Consider the following 21,876-nt stretch of genomic DNA (forward strand, 5'->3'; position numbering starts at 1 on the left):
AGAGGAGTGCGGAGGTTGGCGCGGAGGGGCGCGGAGTTTAAGAGAGATGGGATGAGACTAGTTGCTGTAATTTTTAATATTAAATTTATCAAAATATGATTATTAGAGTCTGTATACGGTGTTTTCTTGTTCTAACGTTGGTGTTAGGAATAGGTGGATGTAATTTTTTTGGTATCAACTCAGGTAGGGAACCATTACCAGCAGTTTCCCAACTCACACCGCCAAAATTACCGGACTGGATTGAACAAATTAGTCCCATCGGACAAGCCCAACCTCTAAACCAAATCCGAATTCGTTTTAAAGAGGCTTTAATACCAGTTGAAAATTTGGATAGTCCAGAACAACAGCAGTTATTACAAAAATTTGCCCTTTGGCCACCATTACCGGGAGAATTTCGCTTTTTGACACCACGTATGGTAGGTTTTCAAGCGGATAAAGCATTGCCAATAGCTACGAGATTACAAGTTACTCTTAAAGCAGGTTTAGCAGATTTAAAAAATCATCGTTTAAACAAAGATATATCCTGGACTTTTAATACTCCATCTATCGATTTAACGAATTTACCTGGTGTGAATCCAATGGAAAAAGCTGAGGCTGAACCCATTGATTTACAACCAAAGTTACAATTTACATCCAACGTAGAACTAGATTTAGCTTCTGTACAAGAACATTTACAGCTAATCCCAGAAGGTAAAAAGGAGGGTTTGCGCTTCCAAGTAACTTTAAATAAGGAAGAAAAACCCCTAAATAATGAAGAACCTCTCAAGAAATTTGACCCTTCAGCACGTAATTGGACTTATAATATTAGACCGCAAAAAAATCTGGAAAAAGCCACCAGTTACCGTTTAGTATTTTCGCCGGGAATACGTCCTGCTTATGGCAATCTAGCTACAGAAAAAGAATTTGCTAGCAAGTTATCTACTTATTCACCTTTGGCTTTTCAGCAAATTAATTTTTATGGGCAGCCGGATGCTGGGGGAACCTATGGAAGATTTATTAAAGGTAGTCCGCAGCTAGAATTTAATAATATCTTAGTAGCCGATTCAGCTAAAGCTAATATTCAAATTAACCCAGCACCAAAAGATATTTCTAGGCTGTTGCAAGTTAATGATGAGGATAGAATTATTGGGATTAATCCTTATGCTTTAGAACCTGCCAAGACTTATACAATTACTATCGGCGAAAATCTCAAAGATAAGTTTGGACAAACTTTAGGTGAACCTGTCTCACTTAAATATGATACTGGAGATTTAGCCGGGGATATCTGGGTTCCCTCAGACTTAAATATTTTTCCCGCAGGTAAAGATTTAAGGTTAAATATTAGTACTGTAAATTTACCAGAATCTAAATATCAGGCTGCTTATCGAGTAGTTAAAGCAACAGATTTAGTTTATTTTAACTATGGTAATGATTTATTACCAAAACCTGCTGAATGGCAAAGCTTCCAGGTATCAGGTAAGAAAAATCAATCAATTGATATAACTGTTCCTCTGCGAGAAAAAATCAACGCTAAGACGGGAATGTTAGCTTATGGAGTCCAAGCCCGCACTAATAAATATCAGGAAAATGGTAATGAGTTGTGGCGAGAACCTACGACTTATGGTTTGGTGGAATTGACTAATTTGGGCGTATTTAGTCAATGGTTTCCTGAATCGGGATTAATTCGGGTGAATCATTTAACCGATGGTGCGCCAGTAAAAGCGGCTGTTATAGAAATTTACCAATCAAAATTACAAGCAAAATCCCGTCCTGAACCTGTACCTTGTGCGACAGGTAAAACTGATGAGAATGGAAACTTTAGAATTAATCGTGCAGAATTACAGCAATGTACTGCTGGTAGCCAAAATTCTATTAAATCACCAGAATTATTAGTAATTGCCCGCGAAAATGAAGATTGGGCATTTACTAGGACGGAAGAATATAGCGGTGTTTATGGATATGGTATTGATGCAGGTTGGCAAGGGAATAAACCAGAATCAAGGGGAGTAATTTTTTCAGACAGACAGTTGTATCAACCAGGAGAAAAAGCTTGGTTTACTGGTTTTGCTGATTACTTACAAAATGGTGCAATCCAACAAGATAAAAATGCTGACTACCAAATAACGTTGGTAAATCCTGATGGACAAAAGACCAGTTTAGGGACACAAACTACAAATGAGTTTGGGACGTTTTCCTTAGAAATGCCCATCAATAAAACTCAAAGCTTAGGCTACTACACAATTCAAGCTAAAGGTAAGAATAATCTGGAAATTTCTGGAGAATTTCGGGTGGCTGAGTTCAAACCCCCTAATTTTAAAGTGGAAGTCAAATTAGATAAGGAATTTGCTTACATTGGCGATGATGTTGATATTAACGCTTCAAGTAACTATTTATTCGGTGCGCCTGTAGAAGGTGGAGAGGCGAAATATTTTATCACTCGTCAACAAGCTAATTTTATCCCTAAAGGTTGGGAAGAATTTACTTTTGGTCGCCAATGGTTTTGGCCGGAAGAAGCCCCCACTATATCTAGTGATGTATTGCAAAGTAATTCTCAGTTAGATGCTAATGGTAAAAGTAGCCAAATGGTAAATGTTGCTAAAGATTTACCGTATCCCATGACTTATAGAGTAGATGTACAAGTTGCTGATGTCTCCAATCTTTCTGTAGCCAATTCCCAAAGTTTTACAGCTTTACCAAGTAATCGTTTAATTGGCTTGAAAAGTAATTTTATTGCTGATGCAGGTAAAGCGTTTCCTATTGAAGTAATTGTTACTGAACCTACAGGAGAAGTAATTACAGGTCAACGAGTCCGGCTGGAATTACAACAGATAAAATATAGCAGCATCACTCAATTGGTAGAAGGTAGCCAAACACCAAAAAATCAAATTGAATATAAAACAGTTACCCAAACAGAGATTACATCTACTAGTAATCCGCAATCAGTGAATTTGACACCAACTGAATCTGGTGCATATCGAATTAGAGTCAACTTTAGTGATGCCAAAAATGAATTAAGCGCCACAGATTCACAAATTTGGGTGACTGGGGGAAACTCAGTCTTTTGGGGTACGCGAGATAAAGATGTTTTAGAAGTTAAGTTAGACAAAAAAGAGTATAAAGCTGGTGAAACTGCTACCGCTTTAATTCAATCTCCCTATGCAGATGCAGAATTATACTTTGCGGTGATTAAAGATAAACCCATTTATCAACAAATTACCAAAGTTCAAGGCAACGCACCCCAAATTCAGTTTCAAGTTACGCCAGAAATGCTACCCAATGCAGCCGTTGAAGCTGTGTTAGTTAGACAAGGTAAACCTATTAACCAAGTGGAAGTAGGAAGTTTAGATAACTTAGTAAAAATTGGCTTCACTCCTTTTAAAGTTAATCTAGAAGATAAGTATTTGAAACTGCAAGTTAAGCCAGTCCAAACATCTTTAGAACCTGGTGCAGAGGAAACAATCCAACTAGAATTGAAGGACAATCAAGGTAATCCCGCCAAAGGACAATTTACAGTCATGGTAGTAAATGAGGCGGTACTGCAACTTTCTGGTTATCGTCCGCCGAATTTAGTAGATACAGTTTATGCAGAACAGCCAATATCTACCCGCTTCACTGATAACCGTCCAGATGTCATATTACAACCGCAAGATATAGCAAAACCAAAAGGTTGGGGTTATGGCGGTGGTTTCTCCACAGGCGCAGCCAATACCCGCACCCGCACCAACTTTCAACCCTTAGCTTACTACAACGGTTCTGTTCTGACCGATGCTAGCGGTAATGCACAGATAACCTTCAAATTGCCAGATGATTTAACTACTTGGCGTGTGATGGCTGTAGCTACAGATGGAAACCTGCGTTTTGGTAATGGGGACGCGACGTTTATCACCACCAAACCCCTACTAACTAATGCCATTTTGCCACAATTTGTTCGTCCAGGCGATCGCATCCTCGCTGGTTTATCCGTCACTAATAACACCGGAAATCGAGGAAATCTCTCAATTAACGGTGAAATTAGCGGGACTGTGAAGTTTAACAGCAAAAATCCCACTACTACTACTTTGCAAACCCAAGCTGAATCTGCAACTCAAGCCTATCGCTTCCCAATGGTGGCTGATAGTGTGGGAGGCGCTAAAGTTCGCTTCACCACTCAGCTGAATGGTACAGCCGATGCGTTTGAATTACCTTTGCAAGTCAAGCCATTAGAAATCACTGAACAGGTAGTAGAAACTGGTGTCAGTCAAAAACAAATCAAGATTCCCTTAAATGTTGATAAAAATACCTTTCCCGAAGCCGGTGGTTTAGATATTCAATTGGCGAGTACTTTAATTCCCGAAATTAAAGCACCAGCAAAACAAGTATTAACAGATAATGATTTACCATTCACAGAACCGTCTGCAAGTCAATTAATTATTGCGGCAAATTTACAAACTCTTGCCCAAAAATATGGTCAAACATTTGCAGAATTTAACTCTAGCCAACAGGCAAATTTAGCCATTGAAAAATTGCAAAAACTACAAATCTCTGATGGTGGTTTCGCGTCTTTCCCTGGACAAGAAAAATCAGACCCTTGGGTTTCTAGTTATGCTGCTCAATCTTTAATAAAAGCTAGTAAAGTCTTCCCCAATTTAGTTGATACGGGAATTCTATCTCGCCTCAAAACCTATTTGCAAAAAGTTCTAGCCAACCCCGGAGAATATGATTTTTGCAAACAGCAACTATGTAAAAGGCAACTACAACTTAATGCTTTAATAGCATTATCAGAACTGGGAGATAAACGCAACACCTTCCTGACAGATATTTATGAACAACGTAACAACTTTGATTTAGTCACTCAAATTAAACTAGCGCGATATTTATCTCAATTCCCCGAATGGCAAGATGAATCTCAGCAATTGGTAAACAAGCTGCAACAAAACATATATGAAACTGGACGCACAGCAGTTATTAGTTTACCACCTAGTTGGGGATGGATGAGTTCACCAACAGCAGCACAATCCCAAGTTTTACGCTTATTTATTGCCCAACAAAGCCAACCAAAACTAATAGATAAATTACTCCAAAGTCTGCTAGCACTACGCCGGGATGGTACATGGCAAACTGACTATAATAATGCCCAAGCACTAACAGCTTTAGTAGAATATAGCCAACTACAACCCACGCCGCCTAATTTTGTCGCCACAGTACAGTTAGCCGGGAAAAAGTTAGGAGAAAATCGCTTGGCAGGCTATAAAAATCCCAGCTTCCAGCTCAATGTACCGATGAATCAATTACCTCGTGGTCGCCATGATTTAACGCTACAAAAATCGGGTAATGGGACTCTACACTACTTGGTTGCTTATAATTATCGCTTGCAGGGAAATCAACCAGGACGCTTTAACGGATTACGCATAACACGGGAAATTAGTCAAGTAAATGAAGATGAGGTTTTACGAAAAACAGGTATTTACGCCCTCGATCAACCCTTGACTTTAGCCCCCGGACAAGTGTTTGATATTGGTTTAGAAATTATCGCCGATCGCCCGGTAGATCATCTAGTAATTAAAGATCCCCTACCAGCAGCTTTAGAAGCCGTTGACGCAAGTTTCCAAACCGCCACCGCCGCATTACAAGCAAAAGCCGATAGTTGGGAACTGGGTTTTAGGAATATTTATAGCGATCGCATTATCGCCTATGCCGACCACCTAGAACCAGGAGTTTACAGCCTCCATTATTTGGTACGTTCTGTTACCCCTGGGACTTTTTCCTGGCCTGGTGCGGAAGTTCACCTACAATATGCACCAGAAGAATTTGGACGCACTGCGGAAATGAAACTAATAGTGGAGGAGACAGAAAAGTAAATCAGGCGCGCCATTCCTCCATACTCCACTAATTACCTAATTCCTGATACCTCTGCTGAAGATCCATAATTGTAAACACTGCCTCAAACTTCAAACCAACCGACTGATAAAACTCAGCCCCCCCTTGCTGTCTATCCACTAACGAAATGACCTCATCAACAACGTAACCAGCCGCCCTCAGTCGGTCAACTGCTTTCATAGCAGATTGTCCAGTCGTCACCACATCTTCCAAAACCACCACCTTTGCACCCTCTGGTAAATTAGGGCCTTCAATATAAGCCTTAGTCCCATGACCTTTAGCTTCTTTGCGAATAATCAAAGCTGGTATTGGTCGATTTTCATAAGCAGAAACCACACTCACAGCTGTCACAATTGGATCAGCCCCCAGTGTCAAACCAGCTACCGCTTGAGTATCTGAAGGTAACAGAGATAAAAGAATACGACCAATTGCTAAAGCGCCTTGGGGGTGCAATGTTACCTGTTTGCCATTTATATAGTATGAGCTAGGCTGTCCAGACGAGAGAACAAAATCACCCTCTTTATAAGCGAGTTGACAAAGTAAATCCAGCAGTTTTTGGCGCAGAGTAGATACATCAGCAGTGGCTGCCCAAATATCTGACTGGGTAAGGCTTTCAGTAGAATACGTCATTACAAAACAGTAAAAGTTGTGCTACACCAAAGGTTGAACTCATGGGAGTTCTGAAATTAAGCATAAATGAAGATTTGCCTAAAAATTGAGGAGTAAAAAAGATGGGTATAAAATTTAGACCCCTCAGTGGTTTTTTAGTGCTATTAGCTACGGCTATAGCCTTTCCTGTTGTGGCGACTGCCGAAACAGCAACCCCCAACTATGAAAGCACAAATGATGTATTTGAGCGAGCTTATTTTCGTCACGATCGCAACTTCTACGAAAATCTTACCCCCAAACGCCAGTTAGACGCATTTCTAGGTTCTGGTTCTGGTTTTCGCAATTCCTTCCCAGAAAATGAAATTGCCCGTGATGCCGAATTAGTTAACACACTCTACCGGGATGCCCTTGTTCAACAATCAATGAATGATCCCTATCTGCGGACACCGGATTTACCTAACCCTTACGGTACATCGTTACTCATGTCCCCCCAAATGAACGCCAATAAGTTGAGGATGGGGACGGAATTCCGCTTTGAAACCTCACTACCTCGTTGATATAGTTCAACGGAGTTCATAACTGATAAGGTGATACGCACCTAAATCAAATATTCTTGCGTCAGGGCTGTCCATAGTCAAGAGTCCAGAGTCAAAGGCTAGCTTGGACTCTGGACTGTGGACTTTTGACAACCTGAATGCGAAATATACAATTTAAATGCGTAACAGCTTAGTTAAAAGTCAAATCTCTCTTGACTATTGACTTTTGACTATTGACCAATCCAGGGTGCAGGAGTTGAACCTGCCTTGGGCGAATTATGAGTTCGCTGCCTCAACCGCTCGGCCAACCCTGGCTAAGTTCCAATTGTATCCTAGAGTGTCAAGCTTGTGTACCTTCTAAGATAATTTATCAGATTTTTATACTACATAATCTAATTATGGAACAGTGGGGACTATCATTAATTGAGTTATGTTAAGCATTGAGCTATACAGCTTCAACACTCTTAACATAGACCAGCTAATATAGACCAGCATTCTTCTGCAATCGCTTGTCAGCAATGAGAATAAATTCTACTGTACTTCTTACTTTGATTTTGTTATTCCTAATGTTAGGAGCAGGCTCTGTGAGCGCATTTTTGGGATTTGACTTGGGAAGTTCTGCCCTCAAAGGCGTGACAACCCCAGATGGCCGCCCCACCAGCAAGTTTGCAAGTAGTAAAGCAAATAACTCTCAAGCAGGTGCTACAACCTTCTTAAAAGAAGAAGAAATATTAAAAATTGTTAAGTCCCGTATCGAAGGCAAATCTAAAGTTGCTAAATCCGAAAAACTAGATGAAGACGAAGAGGATATCAACGGCAAGAAGCAGAAGCCAGAAGAAAAACCCCCGGAAGTCGTAACGGAAAAACTCCAACCAGGTTTTCCCGTTAGTGCCGAGAATCAAGGCGTATCTTTAGCGGTACAATCTGCCCGTTACTCTGGTGGTGATTTACTGCTAAAAGTGAAAATGCAAAACAAAGGCGCTGATTCTGTACGCTTTTTGTATAGCTTTTTGGATGTCACCGACGACAAAGGTAGAACTCTTAGCGCTAGCACAGAAGGTTTGCCAGCAGATTTACCTGCTAACGGCCCCGCGTTTACTGGTACAATCAGCATCCCTACGGCTTTACTTGATGATGTTAAAAAAGTATCTCTTGCTCTTACAGATTATCCCGATCAAAAACTAAAGCTAGAAGTCACAAATATTCCTGTAGATAAGTAGGGACTAGGGACTAAGAAGCAAGGGAAGTAAGGGAAGCAGGGGATAAATTCCATCCCCAATCCCCAGTACCCAATCCCCAATCCCCAATCCCCAGTACCCAATCCCCGATAGCCAACCCCCAGCATCATAAATTTTGCAAAAACTTTGGCGGTGAATGAATTTTCTAATTTGAACTTGACAGATGTGGGGCTGCGGTTGCTATCAGTACTGCTGCTGATTGTGATTAATGCTTTTTTTGTCACAGCAGAGTTTTCCATAGTTACTGTGAGGCGATCGCGCATTCATCAGTTAGTTCAATCTGGGGATATTCAGGCGATCGCCGTGGAATCACTCCAGCGCAACATTGATCGAGTATTATCAACAACCCAATTAGGCATCACCCTCTCTAGTTTAGCCGTCGGTTGGATTGGTGAAAGTTCGATTGCTGTAGTTATGCGTTGGTGGATAAAATCCTGGCCGTTACCCGCCAATGTGAATAATTTTGTCGCTCATTCTCTGTCAATTCCCATCGCCTTTTTCTTGATTGCCTATCTACAAATCGTTTTAGGTGAACTGTGTCCCAAATCAGTCGCCATGCTGTACTCAGAACAGCTAGCGCGTTTTTTGGGGCCGGCGGTAAAAGCGATCGTGCGTTTTTTCCGTCCTTTTATCTGGATTCTCAACCAATCCACAAGTTACCTACTGCGGCTATTTGGCGTTGAATATACAGGACAAAGCTGGCGACCACCAGTAACACCAGAAGAATTACAGTTAATTATCTCTACAGAAAGAGAATCAACTGGTTTACAAACGGCAGAGAGAGAACTGCTAAATAACATCTTTGAGTTTGGTGATGTCACAGCACAAGATGTGATGATTCCCCGCAATGGCATTATTGCCCTATCCAAAGATGCTAACTTCCAAAGCCTACTCCAACAGATGACAGCTACCGGACACTCACGTTACCCCGTGATTGGCGAATCCTTAGATGATATTCGCGGGATTGTTTATTTTAGAGATTTAGCCAACCCCCTAGCAGTCGGCAAGTTATCTCTAGAAACACAAATTCAACCTTGGATGCGTCCAGCGCGGTTTGTACCGGAACATACCCCCCTTAGTGAACTATTACCTATGATGCAGCAAGAAAAGCCAGCAATGGTCATAGTAGTGGATGAATTTGGCGGTACTGTGGGTCTAGTAACGATTCAAGATGTCATTGCGGAAATTATCGGCAACGCTGGGGAAACCTCAAGCAGTGAAGACTTGCTGATTCAAATGTTAGACCAGGCAACATTTTTAGTTCAAGCCCAGGTTAACTTAGAAGACCTGAACGAAGTCTTACACCTGAATTTACCCTTAACAAAACAATATCAAACCCTAGCTGGCTTCTTGCTGTATCAATTACAAAAAATGCCGATAAAAGGTGAGATTTTTTGCTATGACAACATCGAATTTACAATAGTCTCCGTTGACGGGCCGAGGCTGCATCAGATTCAACTGCGGCGCTTGGGTTAGAGATCAAGGACTTTTTATAGCTGGGGATTGGGGACTGGGTGAAAAGTCTTGTTGTGTCTAGGTTGTATAATCTATTGATGTCCTAACACTACTGGCGACAGCTATATAAGCTAGTCCCGATAAAACAGGTTTCACAGCCATTCCCTACACCCTTATACCCTTAAACCCCTATACCCCTTAAGCATAAGGAAGCGGATCTTCTAACCCCAATTCTGCAAAAGCTGCTAGGCGTAAGCGGCAAGAATCACATACACCACAAGCAACATCACCACCGGCATAACATGACCAAGTTAAGTTCCAGGGAACACCTAATTGGTTGCCTAGTTGAATGATTGCGGTTTTTTTCAAATTAATCAAGGGAGCAACAATATCGATGGGTAGACCCTCCCGCCCTTGTTTGGTTCCCAGGCGGAAAACTTCCTGCATCGCCTCGATATAATCAGGACGACAGTCAGGATATCCTGAATAATCTAAGGCATTGACTCCAATGTAAACTCTTTCTGCGGCGATCGCCTCAGCATAAGCCAAAGCAAAACTTAAAAAAATTGTATTTCGTGCTGGTACGTAGGTAACAGGAATATTTTGTGACATGGCATCTACAGAGCGTTCTTGCGGTAAATCGATCTTGTCATCGGTTAATGCTGAACCACCCCAAAGCCGTAGGTCAAAATTGACAACTTGATGTTGTACTATTCCTGCGGTCTGCGCCACCAAAAAAGCTGAGTGCAGTTCTCGTCGATGTCGCTGCTGATAATCAAAAGAAATAGAATAACATTCACAACCATCGGCTTTTGCTTGGTACAAAATTGTGGAAGAGTCTAATCCCCCAGATAATAAAATGACAGCTTTCATTTAAGTTCCAAATTTTGGATAGTTAATTACTCGATCACCATGCTAGTAGTTCACCAACCCAAAATCGCTAGCTAATCTTGTCTTAACTCCTCACTCTCCCAGGACTTACGCAACTGGCACAATAGTAGGGTGCATCAGATGTAGAAAATTCCTGAATTTGTACGAACTTATTGGGTCTGACGCACCCTACAGTTAGTTTGATTATGACACTTGCGTAAGCCCTATCTCCATTTCTCTGTCTCGATAAAAATAGAAGAATAAATCTGTAAATAATGACAATTATTATGCAAGAATTATCTGAGTCAATTTGTTCGGATAATTTTCCATAAATATTTTTTTTATTTGTTCATCTCCGTGTATTATTTATATTAATTAGTGATTTTACTAACAATAAAATTATTGATTACTCATCTAGCTACTTGATTACCTACAAAAGATTGAGAAGATAACTACTTAGAGTATACATGAGTGATTATGCGTAAATAAAAATACATAAATCCCGTTTTGAAAAACACACACAAACCAGCAGTCTAGAAATATCTCGACAAAAGATAGCTAGATTACGGGAACTGATTACAAACTTTGAAATTCTTCATAAACAAGGCCTCTATGTTACCATCTGGATGGTTTTAGACGGATCATAACTGGCTGTACTGGCTGTTTAGTATAAAAGCCAACGGCCATAGCGTCTCTAAGTTTGGTGGTTGAGGAGAGAACAATAGTGCAAAATAGCATGTCAGTGGCAGAACCAAATTCACATACACAGCGTAACCAGCCACGACCGATTCGCGTAGGCGTAATCGGCGTAGGTAACATGGGACAACATCACACCCGTGTACTCAGTTCAATGAAAGATGTTGAACTGGTCGGTGTTTCCGACATCAACGTCGAACGAGGCCTAGAAACCGCTAGTAAATATAAGGTGCGGTTTTTTGAAGATTACTGTGACCTGCTTCCCCACGTAGAAGCCGTGTGCATAGCCGTTCCCACTCGCTTACACTACGCTGTAGGCATCAACTGTTTGTTAGCGGGAATTCACGTTTTAATTGAAAAGCCGATCGCTGCTAGTATTTCTGAAGCAGAATCCCTTGTCAATGCTGCCGCCGAGTCTCAATGTATCCTGCAAGTTGGGCATATTGAGCGCTTCAACCCAGCTTTTAGAGAACTGAGCAAAGTGATGAAAACTGAAGAAGTTCTCGCACTAGAAGCTCACCGTATGAGTCCTTACTCAGACCGCGCCAATGATGTTTCAGTGGTACTGGATTTAATGATCCATGACATTGATTTACTGCTAGAGTTAGCTGCCTCACCGGTAACAAAATTAACTGCCAGTGGAACCCGCGCCTTAGACTCTGGTTATTTGGATTATGTGACTGCAACTCTAGGGTTTGCTAATGGGATTGTGGCAACTCTAACTGCTAGCAAAGTGACTCACCGAAAAATCCGTCGCATAGTTGCCCATTGTAAAAACTCTTTCACTGAAGCAGATTTTCTCAAAAACGAAATTTTGATACACCGTCAAACTTCTGCTAGCTCGGTCAGTGACCATCGCCATTACAGGCAAGATGGTTTAATCGAGAAAGTTTATACTACTAACATTCAACCTTTGAGCGCAGAACTTGAACATTTTGTCAACTGTGTACACGGTGGGAATCAACCTTCTGTGGGTGGTGAACAAGCTCTTAAAGCCCTCAGATTAGCAAGTTTAATTGAGCAAATGGCTCTAGAAGAAAGGGTATGGAACCCGTTAGACTGGCAATCAGAATCAAGAGTACAATCACTGACTCAAAGCGTATAGATGAGGCAAGAGAGCAGAGGCGAATACTTAGTCTAAGTCTTTCCCCCTCTGCTTTTTAAGTGCATATAAGCCTAAACTATAGAATCATGCTGTTGACACAGCTAAAAAAATTAAAATTTCAATTCCCAGACTGCTAGAATGCTTGACTCATGGTTATAATTCTTGAGCAAAAATCATGGCAGGAATCACAAGTCGATAATCCTACATATTGACTAAGTAACTGTTCGCGGTTCTTAACCATGCGGAAAAGCCTACACCTGGTAGTACGCTCTCACTCCCCAAACCCTTATTTGTTGCCTCAAGAAGCGACAATTATTAAGTTTTACTAAAACTAGAGTTAAACTTAGCAACGAAAATATTACAACAGTCCCAAAAGATGTCATCCGACTGGATAAAAAATATTATTGAATCTCTAGGTTATTGGGGAATTGGTCTTTTAATGTTTGTGGAGAATCTGTTTCCGCCAATTCCTTCAGAATTAATCATGCCACTAGCAGGTTACACAGCCAACTTGCCAGGTTCAAAACTGAACATCATAGGTGTTTTTATTGCTGGACTTTTAGGTTCTACAATTGGCGCACTTATCTGGTATTATCCAGGGAAGTTTTTGGGTGAACAGCGTTTACGATATCTAGCAGATAAATATGGCAAGTGGATTAGTGTATCTAGCCAAGATATATCCAAAGCAAAGCGCTGGTTTGACTCTCAAGGTAACAAGGCGGTTTTTATTGGTCGTCTGATTCCGGGAGTTCGGACTTTAATTTCCGTACCAGCAGGCATTAGCAATATGCCTTTGCTACCTTTTTTATTTTATACAACTTTAGGTAGCGCTGCTTGGGTTGGTTTGTTAACATACTCAGGATATCTTTTAGGTAGTCAGTATGAACTTGTGGATAAGTACCTTGCCCCTGTATCCAAAATTGTACTAGGGGCTTTAGTTCTGGTGTTTGTAGTCTGGGTACTCAAACGTAAGCGTAGAAACACCAGAATTTGAAGCAAAGTTCTTTTTTGTTTACAACTGGGGGTTACATCTGGTAAAAATTCGCCTACACTATGCCAAATAATGCTGAAGAAAGCGATCGCCTAAATTTTACTAAAATTTTAAAATTTGGCGTATTTATAGCTACACTTGACGAAACTCAGAAATTCTGGTATCCCCCATGTTTGTACGACGGGCATGATAACTTTTTACAGGTAAGTAAGCACGAGGAATTTTATGACAGACCAACCTTCCGCCGCTACCCCAATGAATGCTGCTGCCATCCCTTTAAACAGAGTGTCAGCATCTACCCCAATCAATGCAGCTCCAGCCAACAACAAGCCCAATAATGGTTCGAGCAAATCAATTCTCAGTGTTGACTTAGGCAGAACTTCCACAAAAACCTGTGTCAGCCGCGAACCCAACAACGTTGTGTTCGTACCCGCCAACGTCAAACAAATGTCCATAGAACAAGTACGCGGGGGTGTTTTTGAAGCCCGTGCTACCGACCCGTTAATGGATTTGTGGTTGGAATATCAAGGCAAAGGTTATGCCGTTGGTCAATTAGCAGCAGACTTTGGGGCTAATTTGGGAGTCGGTCAATCTAAAGTAGAGGATGCACTGATTAAAGTACTGGCAAGTGCCGGCTACTTCAAACTCAAAGATGACATTTCTGTTGTACTTGGTCTACCTTTCCTCTCCTTGGAGCAATTTGAACGAGAAAAAGCACAATTAACCAGCCAAGTCACCGGGCCTCACGTTCTCAATTTTCGAGGTGAATCTGTATCTTTGAATATCACCAAGGTTTGGGTCATGCCAGAAGGCTATGGTAGTCTTCTCTGGTCAGAAGCCCAACCTAAAAAAGGTGGTGCTAGCCCAGATTTTACAAAAATCTCCACAGCAATTGTTGATATTGGGCATCAAACCATTGATTTATTAATGGTGGATAATTTCCGCTTTGCACGCGGTGCTTCTAAGAGTGAAGATTTTGGCATGAACAAATTCTATGAACTAGTTGCTGCCGAAATTGATGGTGCAGATAGTCAATCTTTAGCATTAATCTCTGCTGTCAACAAACCCAAAGGTGAACGCTTTTATCGTCCTAAAGGTGCTAGTAAGCCAACCAACCTGGATGACTTCCTACCCAACTTGATAGAGCAATTCTCTAGAGAAATTTGCAGTCGTGTATTGGCTTGGTTGCCAGAGCGAGTCACCGATGTGATTATCACTGGTGGTGGTGGCGAATTCTTCTGGGAAGATGTACAACGTCTGCTCAAAGATGCTCAGATTAGCGCCCACTTAGCTGCTCCTTCTAGACAAGCGAACGCCTTGGGGCAGTATATTTATGGAGAGGCCCAATTATCCTCCAATCGTGCTGCTAGGGCTTAAAACGAATGTTCCAATGGTCAAAAAAAGTAGTTAAATCGGTTACGTTCAACCCAGAGGTCGCTGATGAAAGCTTGTTGGCGGTTGTAGAAAACTATCTAGAAAAACAACCGGAGAAGACTTTTAGCGACCTCTGCAAAGAAGCTTTGTGGCAAGCTCTATGCGTACCGGAATCTGTAAAACCAGCTCTCAGAACAACTACCACAGAGCCGGTTGAACAAAAAATCGATGAACTGCAACGTCAACTAGCTGACCTTGAGGAACGTTTTTTTGCCAAGGAATCTAATCGATTGGAATCGCTTGAGCGCCAGATTTTGCAGTTGACGCAACAACTGGCGCATCTCGCAATTATGGTGACAGAGCGACCTGTGGTTTACTCTCCACCCCAATCAGTACCAGCAGCGGATGTAGTAAACCCTCCTAATTATGCTGTTGAGCCAACAGAAGAAGTTGACCCGGTTATCAGTCGCTTAAGTCAATATTTAGATGATTTTTAACGGAAAACCATAATTGTCAGCCATTTATAAACTACGGCTATCAGTCCTTAATAGAATACTATTAAGGATTATTAATATTTATTATCAGATTTAGAGAGGTTGCACTGCAATGTCTGTACATACTGCATTCTGACCCATATGGTCTGCCTCTTTTGTTACTTGGGTGACTGTACAAATGCTAGAATCCTCAGGTGTAGACAGAGGATAATCTAATGCCAGTTATAGCTAGCTCTATCAAATTTGGTACAGATGGCTGGCGGGGTGTGATTGGTGATGAGTTCACCTTTGAACGCCTAGCTTTGGTTGCGCCAGTTGCCGCAAAAGTATTATATGATACTTATTACTCGACGGTGGGTAGCCGGACTATTATCGTCGGTTACGATCGCCGATTTATGGCAGAAGATTTTGCCCGTGCTGTCGCCGATGCTGTCACATCTGCGGGATTTGATGTTTTGCTCAGTGAAGGCTATGCACCAACCCCTGCGTTTAGTTGGGCGGCAAAACAACTCAATGCTTTGGGGGCGCTAGTTATTACAGCTAGTCATAATCCAGGGGCTTATTTAGGATTAAAAGTTAAAGGTTATTTTGGTGGTTCGGTATCGCCAGAAGTCACAAAAGATATAGAAGCATTATTATCAACAGGAGTACCACCCGCCCCTACTCCTGGTAAGTTAGAAACATTTGACCCTTGGCCTAGTTATACCCAGGGTTTAGAAGGCAAAGTGGATATTGCCAAAATTCGGGGGGCGATCGCCTCTGGTGAACTTACGCTATTTGCTGATGTGATGCACGGCGCAGCAGCAACAGGCTTGGGGCGATTATTGGGTGAACGGGTACAGGAAATAAATAGCGATCGCGATCCTTTATTTGGTGGTGGTGCGCCGGAACCCTTACCCAAATACCTTTCCCTTTTATTTGAGACTATCCGCAAGCACCGAGAAACAAATCCATCTAGTTTATCTGTAGGGTTAGTCTTTGATGGTGACTGCGATCGCATCGCTGCTGTAGATGGAAACGCTAACTTTTTAAGTTCCCAAATTTTAATCCCCATCCTCATTGATCACTTGACTCAAAGACGCAACTTTACAGGGGAAATTGTCAAAACTGTCAGTGGTTCTGATTTAATTCCCAAAGTAGCAGCCCTACATAATCTATCAATATTTGAAACAGCAGTTGGTTATAAATACATTGCTGACAGAATGTTAGCCGCGCCAGTGCTGTTAGGTGGTGAAGAATCGGGGGGAATTGGTTACGGTAGCCATATACCAGAACGGGATGCTTTATTATCAGCATTGTATGTCTTAGAGGCGATCGTTGAATCTGGGTTAGATTTAGGAGATTATTACCGTCAATTGCAAGAGCAAACAGGCTTTTCTTCTGCATACGATCGCATCGATTTACCCCTAGCCAGTATGGATGTAAGAGCGCGTCTTTTGCAACAACTACAAAGCCAGCCCTTAACTGAAATTGCAGGTAAAGCAGTAATTGACTGCAACACCATCGACGGCTACAAATACCGCTTGGCAGATAATAGCTGGTTAATGATTCGCTTTAGTGGGACAGAACCAGTATTACGCCTTTATTGCGAAGCCTCTACCCTGGAACAAGTCCATCAAACTCTTGCTTGGGCAAAACACTGGGCGGAGTAAGATTTAGTTAATAGTCAATAGTCAATAGTCCGTAGTTCAAAAGCTCTATTAACCGTTGACTGTTGACTGTTGACTGTTGACAACTGACAACTGACAACTAACCAATGACTAAAATCCTCGTAGTAGCTACAAGTAATGCAGGTAAGTTACGGGAAATGCAGGCTTATCTGGCCAATACCGACTGGGAATTAACTTTGAAGCCGGCAGAATTAGACGTTGAAGAGACAGGTGATACCTTTGCTGCCAATGCTTGTCTCAAAGCCTCTGAGGTTGCTAAAGCTACAGGAAACTGGGCGATCGCCGATGACTCTGGTTTACAAGTAGATGCTCTCAATGGTGTTCCTGGGGTGTATTCTGCTCGTTATGGTAAAACCGATGCAGAAAGAATTTCTCGGTTATTGAAGGAATTAGGTAGTGAAGTTAACCGACAAGCCCAGTTTGTCTGTGTAGTAGCGATCGCCTCTCCTGATGGAGCGATCGCCCTACAAGCAGAAGGTATTTGTCGAGGTGAAATTCTCCACGCACCCCGTGGTAGCGGTGGTTTCGGATATGATCCAATTTTTTATGTCCCCGAAAAGCAGTTAACTTTTGCCGAGATGACACCGGAATTGAAGAAATCTGTCAGCCATCGCGGTAAAGCTTTTGCGTCTTTGCTTCCGAAAATGGCAGCTATACTAAGTTAAAGTTCTGAATAAAATATAGACTTACCATAGTGGGATGGTAAGCCTAAAATAGTCGAATAGAAAATGTTTGTGGTTACTTATAAATCTAACGTCCAGCTTGAGCCTTGCTGCACCATTAAAACACTCTAAAAATAAATGGATAGCGGAACGGTACATCAGACTGGCTGAGACAATGTATAATCGCCCAGACTGTCAATCCCCAGTGGATAGCAAAACCTAAAGCTACTATAGGAAAGAACAAAATCCCGCCAATACCGAAGGTAAGCCATGATAAGACACCTAACGGTACACCAATTACAGTAGCCCAGAACCAAACATTAAAGTGAAAATTAATCGATTCTTTGGCGTTGCTTTTAACTACTGGATCGTCAGAGATTAAGTTAATAACAATTGGAATACCAATCGAAAAGATTGCTGTACTAAAAAAAATCGCCCCATGACACAGAGATGATAGCAATTTGCGTTTATCAGAATCGTATGTTGCTTGCATCCTGGTGGCTCCTCAATTACTTCTTAGCTTTAATTCTAACCGTTACTTTACAGGTTACAAATTAGAGCTTACCGTAACTAGCAATTATGGCAAATTACCTAAAGATAGATTAAATTTGAGTGCTAATCACCAAATTTAGACTATGAGGTTTACCGAACTTCCAAACTCAAAGAATGAATCAATTCAAAATTAAAAATTAAAGACAGGTTAGTAGGGTGCGTCAGTATGAATAATTTCTTGGTAAAGCTAGGTTTTCTAGGACTGACGCACCCCACATTTGGAAGATTTTTTTTCTGGAAGTCTCTAAAAACTCTATCTAATATTAGAGTATGTTCAGCAGGTAACTAGCCTGCATAAAGAAATTTTAAAACAAGGTAGTAAATTATGGGTCGGATAAATCCCTATACGCTGCAAATGCAGATTACTCGGATGTTTGAGCAAGGTCAATCGTTCTTTGCCACTACAAAAGTACATGAGTGGTTGAAAGAAAGGAATCATAATCCCTTAGACTATGACATTATTTTTCATCAAAAACCTGCTCCTCCTGGTTCCAAAGAGGTAATAGCTATAGAAATTGAATTGCGTCGCAAAGATGGACAGCCTGTAGATCCTTGGTTACAAGAGCAAGCAAATCTCCATGCTTGAGAGTGAGAGAAAGGCGATCGCCTTTCTCTCACTCTCAACGTACCAGAAAGAACTAGTTTTGATGATATTGCTGGGGATTGGGGACTGGGGACTGGGTGAAAAGTCTTGTTTTATCTAGGTTGTATCATCTATTGATGTCCTAACACTATTGGCGACAGCTATAAATTACAAAAAAAGCAAAGACGCAGAGGTGCGTCTTTGCGTGAACCAATCTTGATTCAATTAACTACTAAATACCTCAACAGGTAAGCGACTAAAAGACAACCTTTCATTCTGCACATCGACAAAAATCGTGTCCCCATCGTTAAATTCACCGCGCAAAATTGCCTTAGCAATTTGTGTTTCTAACTCGCGCTGAATCGCCCGCTTCAGTGGACGCGCCCCAAATACTGGGTCGTATCCAACTTCTGCCAAAAAGTCTAGTGCTGCATCGGAGAGTCGGAGAGATATTTTGCGATCGCCTAATCTTGCCTTTAACCTTTCCACTTGCAACTGGACAATTTGCCGCAATTCTTTCTTATCTAAACCGTGGAAGATAATTACCTCATCAATCCGGTTGAGGAACTCAGGACGGAAGCTATTTCGCATCGCTTCCATCACCCGATGGCGCATTTCATCGTAACGTGAGTTATCCCCAGCTACATCCAGAATGTACTGGGAACCAATGTTACTGGTCATGATAATAATCGTGTTCTTGAAGTCCACGGTATGACCTTGGGCATCGGTAACGCGACCATCATCGAGGATTTGCAAGAAAATATTAAATACGTCGGGGTGGGCTTTCTCGATTTCGTCAAAGAGAATCACAGCGTAAGGACGGCGACGAATTGCTTCTGTAAGTTGTCCCCCTTCTTCGTAACCTACATACCCTGGAGGCGCACCAATTAACCGAGAAACGGCGTGTTTCTCCATATATTCCGACATATCAATCCGCACCATTGCTTCCTCGGTGTCGAACATATATGACGCTAACGCCTTCGCCAGTTCAGTTTTACCTACACCTGTCGGCCCCAAGAAAACAAAGCTAGCAATGGGACGATTGGGATCAGCCAAACCAGCACGCGATCGCTGAATGGCATCGGCGACGGCTGTAACGGCTTCATCTTGTCCAATTACCCGATGATGGAGTTCATCTTCTAAGTGTAGTAGTTTTTCTTTCTCCGATTCCACTAATTTGCTAATGGGGATTCCTGTCCACTTAGAAATAATTTCCGCAATGTCGGCTTCGGTGACTTCCTCCCGCAACAGGGATTTACCTGTACCTTGGGCTTGGGCTAATTCCCGTTCTGTCGCTTCCAGTCTCCGGTGCAAGTCGGTTAACTTTCCATACTTCAATTCGGCGGCGCGGTTGAGGTCGTAATCTCTTTCTGCTTGCTGAATTTCTAAGTTAACCTTGTCAATTTCTTCCTTCACCGACTGAAGTTTATTAATAACATCTTTTTCCGATTGCCATTGAGTATTGAGGGTTCTTTGTTCTTCCTTGAGATCCGCCAGTTCTTTCTCTAATCTTTCCAGGCGTTCGCGGGAAGCTGCATCACTTTCTTTTTGCAGAGATAGCTTTTCCATCTCTAATTGCAGAATCTTCCGGTCGATTTCGTCGAGTTCTTCTGGCTTGGAAGTAATCTCCATTTTTAGTCTAGCGGCGGCTTCGTCTACCAAGTCAATGGCTTTATCTGGGAGGAAGCGATCGCTAATATAACGACTGGATAATGTAGCCGCAGCCACTAAGGAACTATCAGAAATTTTTACCCCGTGGTGGACTTCATACCGTTCCTTCAAGCCGCGTAAAATAGAAATGGTATCTTCAACACTAGGCTGGTCTACGTAAACCTGTTGGAAGCGTCTTTCTAGTGCCGCATCTTTTTCGATATATTTGCGGTACTCATCTAAAGTTGTCGCCCCAATACAACGCAATTCACCCCGCGCCAACATGGGTTTTAACAAGTTACCGGCATCCATCGCCCCTTGAGTTGCACCCGCACCGACAACGGTATGAATTTCATCAATAAATAAAACTATATTGCCGCCGGATTCGGTGACTTCTTTTAATACTGCTTTCAGACGTTCTTCAAATTCTCCTCGGAATTTCGCCCCAGCAATCATCGCCCCCATATCTAAGGAGATTAGCTTGCGGTCTTTCAGGGATTGGGGTACATCACCAGCCACGATACGCTGTGCTAGACCTTCAGCGATCGCCGTTTTACCTACACCCGGTTCACCAATCAACACAGGGTTATTTTTGGTACGGCGAGAAAGAATTTGGATGGTACGCCGAATCTCATCATCCCGCCCAATGACTGGATCAAGTTGACCTTTACGGGCTGCTTCTGTGAGGTCACGCCCGTATTTTTCCAGCGATTGGTATTTGCCTTCTGGATTTTGGTCAGTCACTGTTTGGCTCCCACGAACTTGTTTAATGATATTTTTAAGCTTGCTTTCGTCTAAAGCGAATTCTTGGAATAAACCTTTGCCGAAGCGATCGTCTTTAGGGTAAGCCAGCAATAAATGTTCAATAGAAATATATTCGTCTTTAAAATCTTTGCGATGTGCTTCTGCCCGGTCTAACAAAGTATCCAAACTCCGCCCCAGGTAGACTGAAGTGCTGTTACCTGAGACTTTTGGTTGGCGTTGGATGTATTGTTCAGTGCGATCGCCAATTTTTTGTAAGTTCACACCTGCTTTGGTCAAAATCCCACTGGCCAAACCATCTTGTTCCAGTAGCGCCTTCATCAGGTGTTCGCTTTCTATCTGCTGCTGTTGATGCTGTTTAGCAATCTCAGGAGTGTGGGCGATCGCTTCCCAGGCTTTTTCTGTAAATTGGTTGGGATTCGTAGGTTGCATAGGCTGATTGAGGGACGACCAAATTTAAATGCTCAAATGCAGATAGAACAATTTGTTCTCATATCGTCATTTTACGGAGAGTTGCACCATCACCGGGATCGGTCTTCACGTCTTACTAGAGTAGTATTACTTCCCTATTTGCTCATCCTCTTGCAGCAGTAAGTAACTAAATGCAGTTAATTGACTAAAAATTCCTCTAAATAATAAGTAGACAGGCGCATAACACAACAAACATCTCTGGCGTAACTTCTGGACAGTCTGATAAATCCATATCCTCATCTTGATTAAGTCGTTGCCCATCAGTAGAGTTGCTCGAAGTAGACCTAGATTAGAGATAATATTTCCAAAGCAGCAATTCTTTA

The 21,876-nt window shown here is 41.9% G+C and carries 15 protein-coding genes and 1 tRNA gene; 11 read left to right on the forward strand and 5 right to left on the reverse strand.

Annotated features, from left to right (window positions below; all coding sequences use genetic code 11):
• Positions 1-95: 95 nt before the first annotated feature.
• Positions 96-5,816 carry an alpha-2-macroglobulin family protein gene (locus ACM5QX_RS00965; protein ID WP_414752000.1) on the forward strand — a complete coding sequence of 1,907 codons (5,721 nt, stop codon included), beginning with the start codon at positions 96-98 and terminating at the stop codon, positions 5,814-5,816.
• Positions 5,817-5,844: 28 nt separating this feature from the next.
• On the opposite strand, the gene pyrE is transcribed toward ACM5QX_RS00965, so the two are convergent.
• Positions 5,845-6,465, reverse strand: a complete 621-nt coding sequence (pyrE, locus tag ACM5QX_RS00970) for an orotate phosphoribosyltransferase (RefSeq protein WP_414752001.1) — start codon at positions 6,463-6,465, stop codon at positions 5,845-5,847.
• Between the two features lie 101 nt (positions 6,466-6,566).
• Here pyrE and ACM5QX_RS00975 point away from each other — a divergent pair, with 101 nt between their 5' ends.
• Positions 6,567-7,001: a hypothetical protein gene (locus ACM5QX_RS00975; protein ID WP_414752002.1), complete on the forward strand. Its 435-nt coding sequence runs from the start codon at positions 6,567-6,569 to the stop codon at positions 6,999-7,001.
• 220 nt (positions 7,002-7,221) lie between these two features.
• Here ACM5QX_RS00975 and ACM5QX_RS00980 read toward each other — a convergent pair.
• Positions 7,222-7,294, reverse strand: a tRNA-Ile gene (locus tag ACM5QX_RS00980).
• Between the two features lie 204 nt (positions 7,295-7,498).
• Here ACM5QX_RS00980 and ACM5QX_RS00985 point away from each other — a divergent pair.
• Together ACM5QX_RS00985 and ACM5QX_RS00990 are read left to right on the forward strand one after the other, a co-directional pair.
• Positions 7,499-8,200 (forward strand): hypothetical protein, encoded by a 702-nt coding sequence (locus ACM5QX_RS00985; RefSeq protein ID WP_010999223.1) that lies wholly within the window; start codon positions 7,499-7,501, stop codon positions 8,198-8,200.
• A 150-nt stretch (positions 8,201-8,350) separates the two neighbouring features.
• A complete protein-coding gene (locus tag ACM5QX_RS00990) occupies positions 8,351-9,694 on the forward strand; it encodes a hemolysin family protein (protein ID WP_414752246.1) in 1,344 nt (447 codons plus the stop codon).
• Positions 9,695-9,871: 177 nt separating this feature from the next.
• Here the strand turns inward: ACM5QX_RS00990 and queC are convergent, their stop codons facing one another.
• Positions 9,872-10,546: a 7-cyano-7-deazaguanine synthase QueC gene (gene queC / locus ACM5QX_RS00995; RefSeq protein WP_414752003.1), complete on the reverse strand. Its 675-nt coding sequence runs from the start codon at positions 10,544-10,546 to the stop codon at positions 9,872-9,874.
• 721 nt (positions 10,547-11,267) lie between these two features.
• On the opposite strand from queC, the gene ACM5QX_RS01000 reads away from it, so the two are divergent.
• The 6 genes from ACM5QX_RS01000 (at position 11,268) to rdgB (ending at position 17,538) form a co-directional block, all read left to right on the forward strand.
• Positions 11,268-12,344, forward strand: coding sequence for a Gfo/Idh/MocA family oxidoreductase (locus ACM5QX_RS01000; RefSeq protein ID WP_414752004.1), 1,077 nt, complete (start codon positions 11,268-11,270; stop codon positions 12,342-12,344).
• Between the two features lie 376 nt (positions 12,345-12,720).
• On the forward strand, positions 12,721-13,338 hold the full coding sequence (locus ACM5QX_RS01005) for a DedA family protein (protein ID WP_414752005.1): 618 nt from the start codon (positions 12,721-12,723) through the stop codon (positions 13,336-13,338).
• A 222-nt stretch (positions 13,339-13,560) separates the two neighbouring features.
• A complete protein-coding gene (locus tag ACM5QX_RS01010) occupies positions 13,561-14,712 on the forward strand; it encodes a ParM/StbA family protein (protein WP_414752006.1) in 1,152 nt (383 codons plus the stop codon).
• A 5-nt stretch (positions 14,713-14,717) separates the two neighbouring features.
• On the forward strand, positions 14,718-15,206 hold the full coding sequence (locus ACM5QX_RS01015; RefSeq protein ID WP_414752007.1) for a plasmid segregation centromere-binding protein ParR: 489 nt from the start codon (positions 14,718-14,720) through the stop codon (positions 15,204-15,206).
• A gap of 212 nt (positions 15,207-15,418) precedes the next feature.
• On the forward strand, positions 15,419-16,855 hold the full coding sequence (locus ACM5QX_RS01020; RefSeq protein ID WP_414752008.1) for a phosphoglucomutase/phosphomannomutase family protein: 1,437 nt from the start codon (positions 15,419-15,421) through the stop codon (positions 16,853-16,855).
• Between the two features lie 104 nt (positions 16,856-16,959).
• Positions 16,960-17,538: an RdgB/HAM1 family non-canonical purine NTP pyrophosphatase gene (gene rdgB, locus ACM5QX_RS01025; RefSeq protein WP_414752009.1), complete on the forward strand. Its 579-nt coding sequence runs from the start codon at positions 16,960-16,962 to the stop codon at positions 17,536-17,538.
• Positions 17,539-17,653: 115 nt separating this feature from the next.
• On the opposite strand, the gene ACM5QX_RS01030 is transcribed toward rdgB, so the two are convergent.
• Positions 17,654-18,028 carry a DUF4870 domain-containing protein gene (locus ACM5QX_RS01030; RefSeq protein ID WP_414752010.1) on the reverse strand — a complete coding sequence of 125 codons (375 nt, stop codon included), beginning with the start codon at positions 18,026-18,028 and terminating at the stop codon, positions 17,654-17,656.
• 384 nt (positions 18,029-18,412) lie between these two features.
• Between ACM5QX_RS01030 and ACM5QX_RS01035 the strand changes: the two genes are divergently transcribed.
• Positions 18,413-18,673 carry a hypothetical protein gene (locus ACM5QX_RS01035; protein WP_011319120.1) on the forward strand — a complete coding sequence of 87 codons (261 nt, stop codon included), beginning with the start codon at positions 18,413-18,415 and terminating at the stop codon, positions 18,671-18,673.
• Between the two features lie 222 nt (positions 18,674-18,895).
• Here the strand turns inward: ACM5QX_RS01035 and clpB are convergent, their stop codons facing one another.
• Positions 18,896-21,514, reverse strand: a complete 2,619-nt coding sequence (gene clpB, locus ACM5QX_RS01040) for an ATP-dependent chaperone ClpB (protein WP_414752011.1) — start codon at positions 21,512-21,514, stop codon at positions 18,896-18,898.
• Between the last annotated feature and the right edge of the window lie 362 nt (positions 21,515-21,876).

Source organism: Anabaena sp. CCY 9910, from assembly GCF_963920875.1.
GTDB classification, from domain to species: Bacteria; Cyanobacteriota; Cyanobacteriia; order Cyanobacteriales; family Nostocaceae; genus Trichormus; species Trichormus variabilis.

What these genes read in the sequence shown, in the direction of transcription:
- ACM5QX_RS01010 (WP_414752006.1), top strand. Translation starts at nt 13,561, where the DNA reads ATGACAGACCAACCTTCCGCCGCTACCCCAATGAATGCTGCTGCCATC.
- ACM5QX_RS01005 (WP_414752005.1), top strand. Translation starts at nt 12,721, where the DNA reads ATGTCATCCGACTGGATAAAAAATATTATTGAATCTCTAGGTTATTGG.
- ACM5QX_RS01020 (WP_414752008.1), top strand. Translation starts at nt 15,419, where the DNA reads ATGCCAGTTATAGCTAGCTCTATCAAATTTGGTACAGATGGCTGGCGG.
- ACM5QX_RS00965 (WP_414752000.1), top strand. Translation starts at nt 96, where the DNA reads ATGATTATTAGAGTCTGTATACGGTGTTTTCTTGTTCTAACGTTGGTG.
- pyrE (WP_414752001.1), bottom strand. Translation starts at nt 6,465, where the DNA reads ATGACGTATTCTACTGAAAGCCTTACCCAGTCAGATATTTGGGCAGCC.
- ACM5QX_RS01035 (WP_011319120.1), top strand. Translation starts at nt 18,413, where the DNA reads ATGGGTCGGATAAATCCCTATACGCTGCAAATGCAGATTACTCGGATG.
- ACM5QX_RS00985 (WP_010999223.1), top strand. Translation starts at nt 7,499, where the DNA reads ATGAGAATAAATTCTACTGTACTTCTTACTTTGATTTTGTTATTCCTA.
- ACM5QX_RS01015 (WP_414752007.1), top strand. Translation starts at nt 14,718, where the DNA reads ATGTTCCAATGGTCAAAAAAAGTAGTTAAATCGGTTACGTTCAACCCA.
- clpB (WP_414752011.1), bottom strand. Translation starts at nt 21,514, where the DNA reads ATGCAACCTACGAATCCCAACCAATTTACAGAAAAAGCCTGGGAAGCG.
- ACM5QX_RS00975 (WP_414752002.1), top strand. Translation starts at nt 6,567, where the DNA reads ATGGGTATAAAATTTAGACCCCTCAGTGGTTTTTTAGTGCTATTAGCT.
- rdgB (WP_414752009.1), top strand. Translation starts at nt 16,960, where the DNA reads ATGACTAAAATCCTCGTAGTAGCTACAAGTAATGCAGGTAAGTTACGG.
- ACM5QX_RS01030 (WP_414752010.1), bottom strand. Translation starts at nt 18,028, where the DNA reads ATGCAAGCAACATACGATTCTGATAAACGCAAATTGCTATCATCTCTG.
- queC (WP_414752003.1), bottom strand. Translation starts at nt 10,546, where the DNA reads ATGAAAGCTGTCATTTTATTATCTGGGGGATTAGACTCTTCCACAATT.